12 protein-coding genes are annotated in these 15,108 nt (G+C 66.2%); 3 read left to right on the top strand and 9 right to left on the bottom strand.

All coding sequences use genetic code 11. The features are described from left to right. Positions 1-133: 133 nt before the first annotated feature. The 7 genes from AC07PQ_RS24870 to AC07PQ_RS24840 form a co-directional block, all read right to left on the bottom strand. Positions 134-1,477, bottom strand: a complete 1,344-nt coding sequence (locus tag AC07PQ_RS24870; protein WP_493186540.1) for a TolC family outer membrane protein — start codon at positions 1,475-1,477, stop codon at positions 134-136. Beyond that, positions 1,474-2,826: an HlyD family type I secretion periplasmic adaptor subunit gene (locus tag AC07PQ_RS24865; RefSeq protein ID WP_007928859.1), complete on the bottom strand. Its 1,353-nt coding sequence runs from the start codon at positions 2,824-2,826 to the stop codon at positions 1,474-1,476. Before AC07PQ_RS24865 ends, AC07PQ_RS24870 begins: the two co-directional genes overlap by 4 nt. Continuing rightward, the gene (locus AC07PQ_RS24860; RefSeq protein WP_493186541.1) at positions 2,823-4,610 is read right to left on the bottom strand and encodes a type I secretion system permease/ATPase; all 1,788 of its coding nucleotides are present in this window, start codon (positions 4,608-4,610) and stop codon (positions 2,823-2,825) included. The genes AC07PQ_RS24865 and AC07PQ_RS24860 overlap by 4 nt, the downstream gene beginning before the upstream one ends. Positions 4,611-4,828: 218 nt before the next feature. Then, positions 4,829-5,449, bottom strand: a complete 621-nt coding sequence (locus tag AC07PQ_RS24855; RefSeq protein WP_007928863.1) for a heme acquisition protein HasA — start codon at positions 5,447-5,449, stop codon at positions 4,829-4,831. Positions 5,450-5,530: 81 nt separating this feature from the next. Continuing rightward, on the bottom strand, positions 5,531-8,215 hold the full coding sequence (locus AC07PQ_RS24850) for a TonB-dependent receptor (RefSeq protein WP_493186542.1): 2,685 nt from the start codon (positions 8,213-8,215) through the stop codon (positions 5,531-5,533). 132 nt (positions 8,216-8,347) lie between these two features. After that, the gene (locus AC07PQ_RS24845; RefSeq protein ID WP_493186543.1) at positions 8,348-9,352 is read right to left on the bottom strand and encodes a FecR family protein; all 1,005 of its coding nucleotides are present in this window, start codon (positions 9,350-9,352) and stop codon (positions 8,348-8,350) included. A 63-nt stretch (positions 9,353-9,415) separates the two neighbouring features. Next, positions 9,416-9,934: an RNA polymerase sigma factor gene (locus tag AC07PQ_RS24840; protein WP_007928868.1), complete on the bottom strand. Its 519-nt coding sequence runs from the start codon at positions 9,932-9,934 to the stop codon at positions 9,416-9,418. A 256-nt stretch (positions 9,935-10,190) separates the two neighbouring features. On the opposite strand from AC07PQ_RS24840, the gene aroQ reads away from it, so the two are divergent. Both aroQ and AC07PQ_RS24830 read left to right on the top strand, forming a co-directional pair. Further along, positions 10,191-10,640: a type II 3-dehydroquinate dehydratase gene (gene aroQ, locus AC07PQ_RS24835; RefSeq protein ID WP_007928871.1), complete on the top strand. Its 450-nt coding sequence runs from the start codon at positions 10,191-10,193 to the stop codon at positions 10,638-10,640. After that, a complete protein-coding gene (locus AC07PQ_RS24830; protein WP_493186544.1) occupies positions 10,637-11,491 on the top strand; it encodes a shikimate dehydrogenase in 855 nt (284 codons plus the stop codon). The genes aroQ and AC07PQ_RS24830 overlap by 4 nt, the downstream gene beginning before the upstream one ends. Positions 11,492-11,578: 87 nt before the next feature. On the opposite strand, the gene AC07PQ_RS24825 is transcribed toward AC07PQ_RS24830, so the two are convergent. Continuing rightward, positions 11,579-12,778 (bottom strand): benzoate/H(+) symporter BenE family transporter, encoded by a 1,200-nt coding sequence (locus tag AC07PQ_RS24825; protein ID WP_493186545.1) that lies wholly within the window; start codon positions 12,776-12,778, stop codon positions 11,579-11,581. Between the two features lie 134 nt (positions 12,779-12,912). On the opposite strand from AC07PQ_RS24825, the gene pdxR reads away from it, so the two are divergent. Continuing rightward, complete coding sequence (gene pdxR / locus AC07PQ_RS24820) at positions 12,913-14,394, top strand: MocR-like pyridoxine biosynthesis transcription factor PdxR (RefSeq protein WP_493186546.1); 1,482 nt, start codon at positions 12,913-12,915, stop codon at positions 14,392-14,394. A gap of 4 nt (positions 14,395-14,398) precedes the next feature. Here pdxR and AC07PQ_RS24815 read toward each other — a convergent pair whose 3' ends face one another. Beyond that, entirely contained in the window at positions 14,399-15,076 is a 678-nt protein-coding gene (locus AC07PQ_RS24815; protein ID WP_007928882.1) for a TetR/AcrR family transcriptional regulator, read from the bottom strand. Positions 15,077-15,108 lie beyond the last annotated feature (32 nt).

Below are 15,108 nucleotides of genomic sequence, written 5' to 3'. Positions count from 1 at the left end.
GCTGTTTGCATTCCACGGTTTCCTGTAGCCGCTGCCGCAGGCTGCGATCGACCGGAACGGCCGTGGCGATCTTGAAATCGCTGAAGGTCCTGCGGACCTTATCGCAGCCTGCGGCAGCGGCTACAGAAGAGTGTCAGCTGACAGGGCGGAAGTACCCGGCCAGCTGCTGCAAGTCCTGTTCATTGAGCAGGCCGGCGTAGAACCTGAGCTGGACCCGCGCCAGCAGGTAGGCGTGCCGCGCATCGGCGAGGTCGCGCCGGGCGCTGAACAGCTGCTGCTCGGCATCCAGCACGTCGAGGTTGACCCGCTCGCCGCCGCGCACGCTTTTCAGGGTGGCCTGGACCAGGGCCTCGGCCGATTCGACCGCCATCTCATAGGCGCGGACCCGCGCCGCGCCGCTGGTGTTGAGGTTGAACTGCTTGCGCAGCTCGATCAGCACGTTGGCGGTCTGCGCATCCAGCTCGTATTGCGCCTGGGACAGCTGGCTGGCCGCCTGGCGGGTCGACGCCGACACCGAGCCGCCGGCGAACAGCGGCAGGCTGACCTGGATGCCGACGCTGTTGGTGTCGTACTTCTGGTTGTAGGTGCTTTCCGAATCCGAACGGGTCTGGCGGCTGCTGGCGTAGAGGCTGACCTTGGGCAGATGCCCGGCGCGCTTGCGCTCCACCTCATATTCCGCGGCCTGCAACGCGTGCTGCTGGGAGGCCAGTTCCGGGTTGTTGGCGACGGCCAGGTCGCGCCAGCTCTCGAAACGGTTGGGCTGCATGGGCTGGATATCGAACCGGCGGGCCAGCGGGTCGAGTTCGTCGACCCGCAACGGCTGGCCGACTATCGCTTCGAGCTCGCGCAGGGCGCTGTCCTGCAGGTCACGGGCCTCGATCTCCTCGGCCAGGGCCAGGCTCAAGCGCGCCTGGGTTTCCAGCACGTCGGTGCGGGTGCCTTCTCCGCCCTTGAGCAAACGCTGGTTGAGTTGCAGGCGCTCGGCATAGGCGCGCCGCTGGGCCTGGCTCAGTTCGATACGCTCCTGGGCCAGCAGGGCCTGGCTGTAGGCGCCCAACAGTCGCACCGCCAGTTCCTGGCTCTTGCTGCGAAAACGCTCGTCGGCGAACAGCGCCTGGGCCGCGCCCTGGCGAAAGCGCGCATAGGCTTCGTAATCCAGCAGCGGCTGCTGCAGGGTCAGGTTGGAGGCATAGCTGCGGTAGTCGCGATCGGTGGAAGAGTCCCCCAGGGGCGTGGCCTGGGTCACCTCGGATTGGTTGCGCGAGTTGTTGTAATTCCACGACAGGGTCGGCAACAGGGCGGCGCGGCCCAGCACGCGGTTCTCTTCGCCGGCGTCGCGCTCCTGGATCGCCGCCTGGAAAGTCGGATCGTTGCGCACCGCCAGCGCGTAAGCGTCCAGCAGCCCCAGGGCGTGGGCCGCGGGGGCGCACAGGCCATACAGGCTGGCCAGCAGCCAAGGGATAAGACGCCGGTTCATTCTTCCACCAGTGCCATGTGCGTGCGGTCCAGCAACGGCTTGAACAGGTAATTGAGCATCGAGCGCTCGCCGGTGCGCACAAAGGCTTCCACCGGCATGCCCGGGCGGATCTGCAAGCCGCGCAGTTGCTGCATGCCGTCGGCGCTGACCTCGGCACGCAAGGTGTAGTACGGCTCGTCGGTGCGCTCGTCCACCTGCCTGTCGGCCGACACCAGGGTCACCTGCCCGGCGACCCGCGGCGTGGTGCTCTGGCTGAAGGCCGAGAACATCAGTTCTACCGGCAACCCGGGGTGCACCTTGTCGATCATCTGCACCGGCACCCGCGCCTCCACCAGCAGCGGCTCGCCCTGGGGCACGATTTCCATCAGCGCCTGCCCCGGCTTGACCACCCCGCCCTCGGTGAACACCTCCAGCCCCACCACCACCCCGGCCGCCGGCGCGCGCACCAGGCTGTTGGCCAGCTCGAACTCGGCCGAGGCCAGGCGGTTGCGCAGGTCTTCGCTGCGGGTACGGGTTTCGGCCAGCTGGCTGCGCACCTCTTTCTGGAACTCCTCGGCCCGTTGGCGGATACGCAAGCGCATCTCGAGGATCTGCCGCTGCAACTGGCCGATGCGCCCGAAGTCCTCGGCGATCGAGCCGTCGATCTGCGCATACAGGCGCTCGCTGTCCAGCAGCCGGTTGCGCGGGATGTAGCCGTCGCGCGCGAGTTCGCGCAGCCCTTGCAGTTGTTCGTTCAAGGCGCTGCGCTGGAGCACCTTGCTCGCCTGGGAATCGCGGGTGCCGCGCAGTTGGGCCTCGGAGCCGGCGATGCTTTCGGCGATGCCCTGCTGCTCCATGGCCAGGGCCTGGGCGCGGCTGCTGAACAGCTGGCGTTGCAGGGCCATGGTGGCGGCCACTTCCGGGTCATCGGCCTGGGCCCGCAGTTCCGGGGCAAAGGCCAGGACCTGGCCACCATCGCGCTCGGCATTCAAGCGGGCCTCGCTGGCCAGGGAGCCGAGGAACTGGGTCCGCAGCGACTGCACCTGGGTGCGCAGCGGCAGCTCCTTGAGGCGAATCAACACCTGGCCGGCGCTGACCACTTCGCCGTCGCGCACCTCGATGCGCTCGATGATGCCGCCGCTGGGGTGCTGCACCGCCTTGCGATGCCCGGAGACCATGACCTTGCCGGCCACCGCCACGCCCTTGTCCAGGGGCGCCAGCGCGGCCCAGCCGAGGAAGCCAGCAAAGCCGCCAAGCACCAGCAGCCAGCCCAGGCGCGAATATTTCTTCTCGTCCAGGGCCAACAGGGTGCCCGGCGCGCGCTGGTGGTCGGCGGTCGGCAGGCGACCCAGGGGTTGTGCTTGGCTCATGCTTTTTTTCCTTCGCCGGCGGCGGCCACGCCCAGGCGATAACTGACATTCATGCTGGCCGCCGGGGTGCTCGCCGGCGTCACCGGGGCCGCGGCGGCCTTGGGCTTGTGCATCGTCTCCAGGACCCGCGTCGTCGGCCCGAAGGCCTGCAACTGGCCCTCGCGCAGGATCATCAACTGGTCGGTCAGGCTCAGCACGTTGGGCTTGTGGGTGATCAGCACCAGGGTCCGGCGCTGCTGCTTGAGCTGGGCAATCGCCTGCAACAGCGCCTGCTCGCCGGCCTCATCGAGGTTGGCGTTGGGCTCGTCGAGCACGATCAGCGCCGGCAGGCCATACAGCGCGCGGGCCAGGCCGATGCGCTGCTTCTGCCCCCCGGACAGCCCCGCCCCGCCCTCCCCCAGGCGCGTGTCATAGCCTTGCGGCAGTTGCAGGATCAGCTGATGCACCCCGGCCATCTGCGCCGCCGCCAGCACCTGGTCGGCATTCACCTCGCCGAAGCGCGCGATGTTCTCGGCGATGCTGCCGGCGAACAGCTGGATATCCTGGGGCAGGTAACCGATGTGCGGGCCGAGTTGCTGGCGGTCCCACTGGCTCAGTTCCGCGCCGTCGAGGCGGACCTTGCCGGCCAGCGGCGTCCAGGCCCCCACCAGCAGCCGCGCCAGGGTCGACTTGCCGCAACCCGAGGGGCCGATGACTCCCAGCACCTGCCCGGCCGGCAGGCTGAAACCCAGGTTGGCCAGGGCCGGACGGCGACTGCCGGGGGCGCAGGCGCTCAGTTGCTCGACGCTCAGTTCGCCCTTGGGCGTGGGCAGGCTCATACGCGCCGGGCGTGGCGGATTGGCCTGCAGCATCTCTGACAACCGCGCATAGGCCAGGCGCGCCGAACTCCACTGTTTCCATACGGCAATCAACTGGTCGATGGGGCTGAGCACCCGGCCCATCAGGATCGAACCGGCGATCATCATCCCCGGGGTGATTTCCCCCTGCACCGCCAGCAGCGCGCCAAGGCCCAGCACCAAGGATTGCAGGGCCAGGCGCACGCCCTTGGACCAGGCACTGATCAGCGCGGTCTTTTCACTGGCCAGGTTCTGCTGGGCGAGGAACGCCTGGTGCCCACCGAACCAGCGCGCGCGCAGCGCGGCAAGCATGCCCATGGCTTCGATGGCGTCGGCGTTGCGCAGGTTGGCCGTGGCCTGCTGGCTGGTGCTGATGGACAGCTGGCTGGCCTCGGCCAGCGGCGCTTGGCAGATCTGCTGGTTGATCCAGGCCAGGGCCACCAACAGCAGCGCGCCGCCCAGGGCCAGCAGGCCAAGCCAGGGGTGAAACATGAAGATCACCAGCAGGTAGACCGGAAACCACGGCGCGTCGAAAAACGCGAACAGCGCATTGCCGGTGGCGAACTGGCGCAGGGCCGTCAGGTCATTCAGGGCCTGGCCGGCGGCTTGCGGGCTGCCCTTGAGCTGGGCCTCGAAGGCCGCGTCGTAGACCCGCTGGTTCAGGCGCATGTCCATCTGCGTGCCCAGGCGGATCACCACCTGGCTGCGCACCCACTCCAGGGCGCCCATCAAGCCGAACAGGCCGACGATCATCAGCGTCAGCATCAACAGGGTCATCTGGTTGCCGGACGCCAGCACCCGGTCGTACACCTGCAGCATGTACAGCGCGGGCGCCAGCATCAGCAGGTTGATCACCGCCGAGAACAGGCCGATGTTGAAGAAGCCGCTTTTATAGGCGGCCAGGGCCGCCAGCGTCTCGGAACCGGCAAGTGGGTTCGGCCTGCTCATCGAGGTGTCCTGTTGGAAGTCGAGAAATACACCGCCACCCGCTCCGTCGGAGCGAGTCGGCAAGAGGCACGCCGCGCGCGTTGACAGCCATCGCGGCGCTCCCCAGAATTTGCCACCGCCGCCGCCCTGGCCTTCGAAAACTCGGGCGACGGGGGTGATTCAAGCGAACGAATGGAAGAGCGATCTTTCATTCGTTTTTTTATGCCTCAAGCGGCCATTCAGGCTGCCAGCGCCCAGTCCTGGGCCACATCCTGCACACCCACCAGGCCGATGTCGGCCGCGGCGGCGGATGCCGGGGCAACGTGGGCGACACCGGCCGCGGCCAGGTCGTCGAACGTCGAGTTGACCGACAGGTTCGGGCTGATCGCCTTGAGCAGGGCATCGATCTCGCCGGCCAGCGCCGAGCTGTCGCCGCTCATCAGGCCATACACCACCTTGTGCACTTCGCCAGCACGGCCTTCGTCGCGCAGGCTGTTGAGGCCCAGGTTGGTGAAGCTGACTTCCTGGCTGACTAGGTCGTAGCCGCCGGCGCTCGGGCCACCGGTCAGGGTGTCGCCCAGCGAGACGGTGTTCAGGTTGCCCCACAGGGTGTGGCTCGGGCTCTCGAACAGGGTGTAGTTCAGGTTGCCTTCGGCCACGAACGCGGCGTCGCTGTTGGTGCTCTTCAGGGCGTACTCGGTACCCGAGAACGGGCCCGGGTTGAAGCCGCCGGTGTTGGTGCCATCGACCACCTGGCCCGGGCGATGGTTGACGTCGCCAAAGTAGGCCGACCAGTCATTGAGGTAGTTCGCAACGCTGACGCCGCCGTAGGTAGCGCTGTAGGAAATGGAAATGCTCATGCAAAACTCCAGTACATAGGTTGGTCACTCCGCAGCGGGCCAATGCCCACTACGGTTTTGCCCTTCTCTGGGCAAAAGCGGTCAGAACTGATATTCGAGGGTGCCCTGCAAGGTGCGGCCACGCCCCAGGGTGAAAGCCAGCACGTCGCCCATGGGCACCAGGTAGGCGCGGTCGGTGACGTTCTCCATCGCCAGGCGCAGGGTCAGTTCTTCGGTGGCGCGGTAGCTGCCGTACAGGTCGTAAACGGTGTAGGACTTCCAGTCCGCGGGGTAGACGCTGGTGGTGGTACGGGTGTTGCTGCCGCCTTCCGAGTAGCCCGCGCTGTAGCGGGCCCGGGCGCCGATATCCAGCTTGCGCTCGAAGAAGCGCGCGCCCAGGGTCAAGGTGCCGCGGTCCATCGGCATGTGTTCGGCCGAACCGAGGATCGCGCTGCAATGGCTGGCGCTATTGGCCTGTGCGTCCGGGCGCATGCCGACCACCGGGGCGCGTCCGGCCGTGCTGTTCTTTACGGTCTGGGTCACCCCGCCCAGCCACGCGGTCTTCGAGCAGAAGTCGTTGCTGCCGATCATGTGGGTGTAGGCCAGCTGCCCGTAGGCGCGCCCGGCGTCGTAGTCGAGCTGGTACTCCACACCCTTGAAGCGGGTGTCCTGCAGGTTGTTGACGTAGGCGCTGTTGCCGATCCCGGCCATGCCGTAGCCGGGGGGCTGCACGCCCATGTTCATGAAGATGAAGTCTTCGACGCGGGTGTCGAAGTACGCGACCTTGATCCCCAGCCGGTCCTCGTCGAACCACAGGTTTTCCTTGAACACATTGACCCCGGCTTCCCAGGTGGTGGAACGCTCCGGGCGCAGGAAGGGGTTGGGGTACATGCTTTCGGCGCCACCGCCGTGGGGCCGGCCGGTGATCAGGGTCTCGGTGATCGCCGGCGGACGCCAGCCCTTGCCGTAGCTGGCGAACAGTTGCAGCCAGTCCACGCCGGGCTTGATCGACAGGCCGAAGGTCGGCGAGAAACGCCCTTCCTCGGTGTCCACGTCATAGTCGATCGGCACCGTGGTTTGCCGGGTGGTGCCGAGAATGAAGGTGCGGGTATTGATCCCGGTATCGCCGCGCAGCCGGTAACGGTCGTAGCGCAACCCGGCGTTCAGGTTCAGCCAGCCGTCGTAGTCGTAGTCCAGGCGCGCGAACAGGCTGCCGAGGGCGCGGTCGCCCTTGGGCGTCATGCCTTCCGAGGCCGGGGCGTTCACCGCCGAACCGCTCGCCACCGGCTGGCTGGAGTCCGGGCGCACCTTGTCGTAGAAGAACTCCAGGCCGTAGTTGGCCTTGAGCGTCGACAGCTCGCCGAGGGCGAAGGTCGAGGTGTTCTGCGCCTGGGCGCCGTAGGTGTCGGTCTGGTAGGTGATCGAATATCCGGGAGTGATGCCCCGTTGCAGGGTGCTCTGGTCGTTGCGATTGTCGACGTAATAGAGCTTGGCCTTGAAGTCCACCAGCGGGTTGTCCGGGGTGTAGCTGTAGTCGAGGGCGAAGTTCTGCGAGCGCACATCGCTGCTGCCCAGCTTCTCCCACAGCTGATCCTTTTCGGTGTTGAGCATGTTGGCGTCGTCGTAGGACACCTGGGTGGTCAGGTAGCTGAACTGCAGGCGCTGGTCCTGGGGCAGGTTCAGCCCGAGCTTGGCCAGGCGCGAGCGCATCACCGAAGCGGAATAGGCCACCGGCGAGTTCTTCACCCGGTCGTTGATCGAAGGGTCCCGCCAGCCGCCGGTGCGCAGTTCGCCGATGCTGCCGCGGGTTCCCGGGTCGTAGTCGCCCAGGTGCCGCTCGCTGGCGGCGACCAGCATGTCCCAGACTTCAGTGCCGATGGCGAAGGCCGAACTGCCGATAAAATGCGTGCCGTTGCTGCGCCCGCCCAGGCCGCTGGTCAGGCGGATGCGCCCGCCCATTTCCTCGCCCGGCTTGATCAGGTCGCGGGCTTCCAGGGTGCGGAAATTGGCGATCCCGCCGATCACCCCGGCACCGCCCATGCTGGAGGTCGCGCCCTTCTCGATCACCACCTCGGAGAGCAGCTCGGGGTCGACATACAGGGTGCCGTTGCGTTGCTGGTGGCCGCTCTGCTGGTAGTTCTGGCGCATGCCGTCGACCGCCATGTTGACCCGCCCGTAATCCTGGATGCCGCGGATGTTCACCGACAGGCCGGGGTCCTGCTGGCTGACCGCCGAATACACGCCGCTGGTTTCTTCCAGCATGTCCGCCGCGTGCCGGGGCGGATTGCGGTCGATTTGCTCACGGCTGACGACGCTCACCGAACGCGGCGCGCTGTAGACCCAGTCGCCTTTGCGCCCTTCGAGGTTGCCGGACACGGTGGTGGTGGCCAGGGCCAAGGCCCCCTGGTGCTCGGCGGCGACGCGGTTCAGGGTGACCTGGCTGTCGCCGGTGAAGCGGTATTCCACCGGCGCGTTGCCCAGCAGCCGCGCCAACCCTTCCTGGACGCTGTAGCTGCCCTTGAGCGGCGAACTGTGCAGGCCCTTGAGGCGCTGGCTGTCGAACAGCACTTGCAGCCCGGCCTGTTCGGCGAAGGCCAGCACGGCGCTGTCCAGGGCCTGGGCAGGAATGTCGAACATCAGGCGGCTTTGCTGCTCGGCACCGGCAACCGCGGCCCCCTGCGCCGCATGCGCCAACCCGGCATCGAGCAGCAGCCCCGCGGCGCCCAGATGAATAGCCAGGGCCAACCGGCTTGCGGCATGAACTCCAGTGCGACTGCTTACCCTCATATCCGTATTCCTGCGCTGGCTGCTTTTTATTGATGCGAATGCATCTCAATTAGCTAGACGTGCCAGGCAGGAAAACTCAGTAAGGTTTTTTCCAACTATTTTTCACGGGGAGGAAAGCGGCGGCGCCAGGCCTCAGTAAATCAGGCTGACGCCGGCCAGATCGAAGTGCCGCACCTGCAGTTCCCGGGTCAGGGTGGCCAGGGCAGTGTCGAGCATGTCCAGGCGGAACACGCCGCTGACCTGACGCTGGGCCAGGGCTTCGTTACCCAATACCACCCGGCCGGGGCGATAACGATTGAGCTGTTCGATCACCAGCGCCAGCGGCTGGCGATCGAACACCAGCACGCCACGCCGCCAGCTCGTGGCCCGTTGCAGATCCAGGCCATCCAGAGTGACCACTCCCGACAGCGGGTTGTAGCGGGCGCTCTGCCCTTCCTGCAGGACCCGCTCGGAAGCGCCCTGCTGCGCCGGCGCATCCAGGCTTACGGCAACGCTGTGTTGCAGCACGCCGACCCAAACCTGCTGGCTGCTTTCACGCCCCACCACGAAGCGCGTGCCCAGGGCGCGGGTCTGCCCGCCGGCACTCTCGACCACAAAAGGGCGGGACTCCTCGCCGCCCATGGGCGCCACGTCGAACACCGCGGAGCCGGCGAGCAAATGCACCTGGCGCTGGGCCTGGTTGAAATTGAGGCGAATGGCGCTGGACGAATCCAGCTCCACGGTACTGCCGTCGGCCAGGTGCACGGTGCGCACTTCGCCTTTGCCGGTGAGGTAGTCGGCCTGCATCCGCAGCAAGGCGTGCGGCCCTTGCCACCAGCCGAGCGCGACAGCCAGCACCAGCACCGCCGCGCTGGCCGCCCGTGGCAGGAAACGCCGGCGGCGCGGCCGCTGAACCGCCGTGGCCCTGGCGGCGGGCGCGCGACGCGGTTGCGCCAGTTCCGGCTCCAGGCGCAGCTCACCCAGCGCGTCCCAGGTCCGCCGGGCAAACGCCAGCGCCGGGGCGTGGCGCGGGTCCCGCGCTTGCCATTGCTCCAGCTCGGCCTGCTCGGCGGCGCTCAGTCCACCGGCATGCAAACGCACCGCCCAGTCGGCGGCGGCCTCAGTGATACTGCGCTCTTGCGGACCCTGGCTATTCACGTGTGAATCTCGATTTCTCGTTATATATAAGCAGTGACGACTGACCCCGGGTTTTACCGTAACTCACTCGTCGGCCGCCCGACCGCCGGTAGCCAGGCGCTGCATCACATGGGCCAGGGCCCTGGACAGGTGTTTCTGCACCGAGCTGTCGGAAATCTCCAGATGCCTGGCCACTTCGGCGTGGGTCATGCCTTCGATCCGGTTCAAGCGGAAGATCTCCTGAGTGCGCGGCGGCAACTCCAGAATGGCCTGCTTCAATGCCTTGCGCTGTTGCTGCGCCATCGCCTGAGCCTCCAGACCGGCCTGCTCGTCTTCGATCTCGGCCAGGGCTTCATGGGGCACGGTGTCGGTCTTGCGCCGCGCCTCCTGACGGACATGGTCGATCAGCAGATTGTTCGCCGTGCGGTAGAGATAACCCTGGGAATTGTCGATGCGCTCGCCGCGCGTCTGTTCGGCCAGCCGCAGGAAACTCTCCTGCACCAGATCAGCGGCCAACTGCGGGTCCCGTACCTTGCGCGCCAGGTACCCACGCAAGGTAGCGGCATGCTTGAGAAACAGCCCCTTGAGATCCACGTCCGACAAACCGACTCCCTGGAACTTGAAGGAAATTGGCCGGCATCTTACGGCTTACTAAGAATTATTTTCAATTGATATGAGTACGCATCCTCTGCCGAGAAGGTGAAAGAACTTCTCCGCTCATCCGGGTAGTGTTCGATTATCGAACCATTATTTCGGGGCTGTCCCCCGGCTCATTGACCAAATTAACCAGTTAGTACAATTTAGCCCCAGCCGCTGGCCGCTCAAGCCACGCCCACAATAACAACGGAGAATTCCCCCCATGCGCCCTATCGTTCTGGTGCTCAACGGCCCGAACCTGAACCTGCTCGGCACCCGCGAACCCGCCACCTATGGTCACGAGACCCTGGCCGACATTTCCGCCCTGTGCGGGCGTGCCGCCGAGGAGTTCGGCCTGACCGTGGAGTTTCGCCAGACCAACCACGAAGGCGAACTGCTGGACTGGATTCACGGCGCCCGTGGCCGTTGCGCCGGGATCGTGATCAACCCGGCGGCCTGGACCCACACCTCGGTGGCGATCCGCGATGCCCTGGTGGCCAGCGAGTTGCCGGTGATCGAAGTGCACCTGTCGAACGTCCACGCCCGCGAACCGTTCCGCCATCATTCCTTTGTCTCGGGCATCGCCCTGGCAGTAATGTGCGGCTTTGGCAGCCATGGCTATCGCCTGGCACTGGCGCATTTCAGCCAGCGCTTTCAAGGAGCCCAGGCATGACCCAGCAGAACACCGTACTGGCCGGACTGATCGGCGCCGGCATCCAGGCCTCGCGCACCCCGGCGCTGCATGAGCACGAAGGCGACGCCCAGGGCCTGCGTTATCTGTACCGGCTGATCGACCTGGACCAGCTGCAACTCGACAGCAACGCCCTGCCCGACCTGCTACTGGCCGCCGAGCGCATGAACTTCACCGGGTTGAATATCACCTTCCCGTGCAAGCAAAGCATCATCCCGCTGCTCGACGAGCTGTCGCCGGAAGCCCGCGGCATCGGTGCGGTGAACACCGTGGTGCTCAAGGATGGCAAGCGCATCGGCCACAACACCGATTGCCTGGGTTTTGCCGAAGGTTTGCGCCGCGGCTTGCAAGGCGTGGCCCTGGCGCGCGTGGTGCAGATGGGCGCCGGCGGTGCCGGTGCCGCGGTGGCCCATGCGCTGCTCAGCGAAGGCGTGCAACAGTTGCATATCTTCGATGTGGAAAGTGCCCGCGCCCAGAGCCTGGCGGATAACCTCAACCAGCATTTCGGCCCCGGCCGGGCCAAGGCCGGCGTCGACCTGCCCGCCACCCTGGCTGCCGCCGACGGCCTGGTGAACACCACACCCGTGGGCATGGCCAAGCTGCCGGGCATTCCGGTACCGGTCGAGTTGCTGCGCCCCGGATTATGGGTCGCGGAGATCGTCTACTTCCCCCTGGAAACCGAGCTGCTGCGCAACGCCCGAGCCCTCGGTTGCCGCACCCTGGACGGCGGCAACATGGCGGTGTTTCAGGCGGTGAAGGCGTTCGAGCTGTTCAGCGGCGTGGCGCCGGATGCCCAGCGCATGCTCGCGCATTTCCAGAGCATGAATGGCTGACAGCGCCTGACCAGGTCAGTGCGGGGCTGTGATCGGCTCCGCTCTCGACAGGTACCTGCCACACTCCCCCGCGGCCATGCATGGCGACTAGGCGCGTTCATGACGACCAGCTGGCCGCAGCCGTCCGTGCATCACGCCGTGCGCCAGCAACCCCGCCAGCAAGCCCCAGAATGCGCCGCCCAACCCGAACAAGGTGATATTGGCGGCGGTCGCCAGGAAGGTGATCAAGGCGGTTTCCCGGCCACTCGGCTCGACCAGCGCGGTGGCGAGGTTGCCGCCGATCGCCCCCAGCAGGGCCAGGCCCGCCAGGGTGGTGATAAAGGTCGCCGGCAGGACCACGAACAGCGCCGCCAGGGTGCTGCCGAAGATCCCCACCAGCAGGTAGAACACCCCACACGCGAGCCCGGCCAGATAACGCTTGGCCGGTTCTTCATGCGCCTCCTTTCCCGTGCAGATGGCGGCGGTAATGGCGGCGACATTGAACGCATGGGAACCGAACGGCGCCATCAGCAAGGAGCCCAGGCCGGTCGCGGTGAGAATCGGATTGGCACTGGTCTTGAACCCATCGTTGCGCAGCACCAGCATGCCGGGCATGTACTGGCCGGTCAGGGTGATCAGGAACAACGGCAGGGCCACGCTCAGCAGCGCATTCAGCGAGAACACCGGCACAGTCAGCACCGGCAGGGCCGGCTTGAGTTCGAGGCTGGCGAAACTGACCTGCCCCAACCCGAGCAACAGCACAATGCCAATCAGCAACACCCCGACAATCGCATAACGCGCGGTAAAGCGCCGTAGCAGCACATAGCTGAGCAGCAGCGCGCCCACCAGCAAAGGATCGCCCCCTGCGCCGTCGAAAGCGCCAATCCCGAAGCGCAACAGAATGCCCGCCAGCAGGCCCGCCGCGATCCCCGGCGGGATCAGCTTCACCAGCCGCTCGAAATAACCCGACATGCCCAGCACCACGAAGCCGGCAGCCGACAGCATGAAGGCGCCGATCATTTCCGGGTAAGGCGTACTCGGCAGTACCGCGATCAGGAAGGCCGCGCCCGGTGTCGACCAGGCGGTAATGATCGGCTCGCGGTAGCGATAACTCAGCCAGGCGCCGGTCAGGCCGACGCCGATCGAGATCGACCAGATCCACGAGGCGGTCTGCTCCGGGCTCAGCCCGGCCGCCTTGGCCCCCTGGAAAACCAGAATGAAGGTTCCCCCGTAATTGACGATGACCGAGATCAGCGCGGCAACGCTTGGATGCAGCAGGTCAGTGATTCTGATGCTGGCGGTTTTCATCGGGGAAACCCTCTGGCTGTGTTGGCAAGGCGAGGGAGTATCCGCAGGTAATGGCCTGTATAAAATATCCACTTTCGATCAATATCCCAGACCACTTTTCCAGCTGCCGCCGACCGGCGATCCACAGGCCCCCGATGAAAACCCGCAAAACCGCCTATCCCATCTGGAACCGTCTGCAACTGGCCAAGGACGGCCACTTGTCCTTGCGCGAGCAATTGCTGCTGTTCCTGCGCAAAGGCATCGCCGACGGCAGCGTCAAGGCCGGGATCCGCCTGCCGGCTTCACGCGTGCTGGCGACACAATTGGGGCTATCGCGCATGACCGTGACCGAGGTCTATGGGCAGTTGATCGCCGAGGGATTCCTCGAGGCCCGGACAGGTTCGGGGACCTACGTCATGGCACGGATCGCCGAGCAAACGGCCTCGCCGCCCGCCCGGACAGAGGCCCCCGTCGGCTCCACCCGGGCGCTGACGGGGACCGACTCGATGTCCGTGGCCCGGGCCGCCTGGCCGCTGACCCCGGGCCTGCCGGCGCTGGATGCCTTTCCCTATGCGCTGTGGGGGCGCCTGGAAGGCCGCTTCTGGCGACGCCGGCCACTTCCCGACCTGTCCTACGGCGACCCGCAGGGTTTCCTGCCATTGCGCGAAGCCCTGGCGGCGTACCTCGGCGCGGCACGCGGAGTGGTGTGCCAGGCCAGTCACATCGTGATTACTCCCGGTGCCCAGGCGGCGGTGTCGATTGCCACCCTGGCGCTCACCGACCTGGGAGAGCGGGTCTGGGTCGAAAACCCCGGCTACGATGCGGCCTACCGCAGCGTGCTGCTGGCCGGTGTGCAGGCCGTGGGCGTTCCGGTGGATGCAGAAGGCCTGGATGTGCAGGCCGGCCGCCGGCTCGCGCCCGATGCGCGGCTCGCCCTGGTATCGCCTTCGCATCAGTATCCCCTGGGGGTCGGCATGAGCCTGGCGCGACGCCTGGCCTTGCTGCAATGGGCCCACGATGCCGATGCCTTCATCCTCGAAGACGATTACGACAGCGAGTTTCGCTACGGCGGCGCGCCAACCCCGGCGCTCAAGGCCCTGGACGGCCATCAGGGGCGGGTCATTTATGTCGGGACCTTGAGCAAGCTGCTGGCGCCGGGCCTGCGCCTGGGGTTCCTGGTCGCCCCCGAGGCGGTGGTGGAGGTGTTGCGCAACGTGCGCAATGGCAGCGGCCACCGCGTGCCTTTGTCGCTCCAGGCGACGGCGGCGGAGTTCATCGGCAATGGCCACCTCGGCAGCCACATCCGTCGTAGCCAGGCGGTTTATGCGCAGCGTCGCGCCGCCTTGCTGGCGGCCATTCACAACGCCGGCAGCGAGCGCATGACGGTAGCCAGCAGCGCCAGCGGATTGCACCTGCTCGCCGAACTGCCCGATGGGCTCGACGACCAGGCGATCGCGGCCGCCGCCCATGTCCGGAAGATCGGCGTCGCGCCGCTGTCAGGTTTTTTCGTGGGTGCCCAGGGCGGATCACGCCCGGGCTTGCTGATGGGCTTTGGCAATACCCGGGCGGAGTCAATGCCGGATGCGGTTGAAACCTTGTGCCGGCTGATCGACCGGCAACGAGGTTCAACCCTCTAGGCGATCAGGCCTGCAAGTAGCGCAGCACCGACTCGCAGATCATCTCGCGGTGGCGCTGCTTGATCGCTTCGTCGGGCAGGTCGATCTGGAAGATCTCGCCGAACGTGTGACGGTTGGACACGCGGTAGAAGCAGAACGAACTGATCAGCAAATGCACGTCCAGTGGGTCCAGGCCGGCGCGGAACACGCCCTCGTCGGCCCCGCGCCGGAGGATCTCGCCCAGGGCATGCAGGATGGTGTTGTTCATCGCCTTGATCGCTTCGGAGCGCTTCACGTATTCGGCGTTATGGATGTTCTCGATGCTGACGATGCGCACGAAATCGACGTTGCGGTCGTGGTGATCGAAGGTGAACTCCACCAGCCGGCGAATCGCCTCGCGCGGCGCCAGCTCCGCCAGGTGCAGGCGGCTTTCGGTGTTGCGGATATCGCCGTAGAGCTTCTCCAGCACCTCGACGTACAGCTGCTCCTTGCTGCCGAAGTAGTAATAGATCATGCGCTTGGAGGTGTGGATGCGCTCGGCGATGGCATCCACCCGAGCACCGGACAGGCCCTGCTGCACGAACTCCACAATGGCTTCTTGCAGAATGTTCTCGCGGGTCTTTTCCGGGTTGTTCTTGCGACTCTTGCGTGGCTCGATCACGGGCTGCTCGGGCGCTACGGAGAGTTCTGTGGTCATTGTCATTCTGGGGCTCACGGCCATCGCTGCACACGCGG

It is taken from the genome of Pseudomonas sp. GW821-FHT09E12, from assembly GCF_059416085.1.
The sequence above is the reverse complement of the archived record's forward strand: the minus strand, read 5'-3'. Positions and strand labels throughout refer to the sequence as shown.

Excerpts from the sequence above, each read along its gene's own strand:
- AC07PQ_RS24855 (WP_007928863.1), bottom strand. The coding sequence starts at position 5,449 with ATGAGCATTTCCATTTCCTACAGCGCTACCTACGGCGGCGTCAGCGTT.
- AC07PQ_RS24870 (WP_493186540.1), bottom strand. The coding sequence starts at position 1,477 with ATGAACCGGCGTCTTATCCCTTGGCTGCTGGCCAGCCTGTATGGCCTG.
- AC07PQ_RS24850 (WP_493186542.1), bottom strand. The coding sequence starts at position 8,215 with ATGAGGGTAAGCAGTCGCACTGGAGTTCATGCCGCAAGCCGGTTGGCC.
- pdxR (WP_493186546.1), top strand. The coding sequence starts at position 12,913 with ATGAAAACCCGCAAAACCGCCTATCCCATCTGGAACCGTCTGCAACTG.
- AC07PQ_RS24865 (WP_007928859.1), bottom strand. The coding sequence starts at position 2,826 with ATGAGCCAAGCACAACCCCTGGGTCGCCTGCCGACCGCCGACCACCAG.
- AC07PQ_RS24830 (WP_493186544.1), top strand. The coding sequence starts at position 10,637 with ATGACCCAGCAGAACACCGTACTGGCCGGACTGATCGGCGCCGGCATC.
- aroQ (WP_007928871.1), top strand. The coding sequence starts at position 10,191 with ATGCGCCCTATCGTTCTGGTGCTCAACGGCCCGAACCTGAACCTGCTC.
- AC07PQ_RS24860 (WP_493186541.1), bottom strand. The coding sequence starts at position 4,610 with ATGAGCAGGCCGAACCCACTTGCCGGTTCCGAGACGCTGGCGGCCCTG.
- AC07PQ_RS24815 (WP_007928882.1), bottom strand. The coding sequence starts at position 15,076 with ATGACAATGACCACAGAACTCTCCGTAGCGCCCGAGCAGCCCGTGATC.
- AC07PQ_RS24825 (WP_493186545.1), bottom strand. The coding sequence starts at position 12,778 with ATGAAAACCGCCAGCATCAGAATCACTGACCTGCTGCATCCAAGCGTT.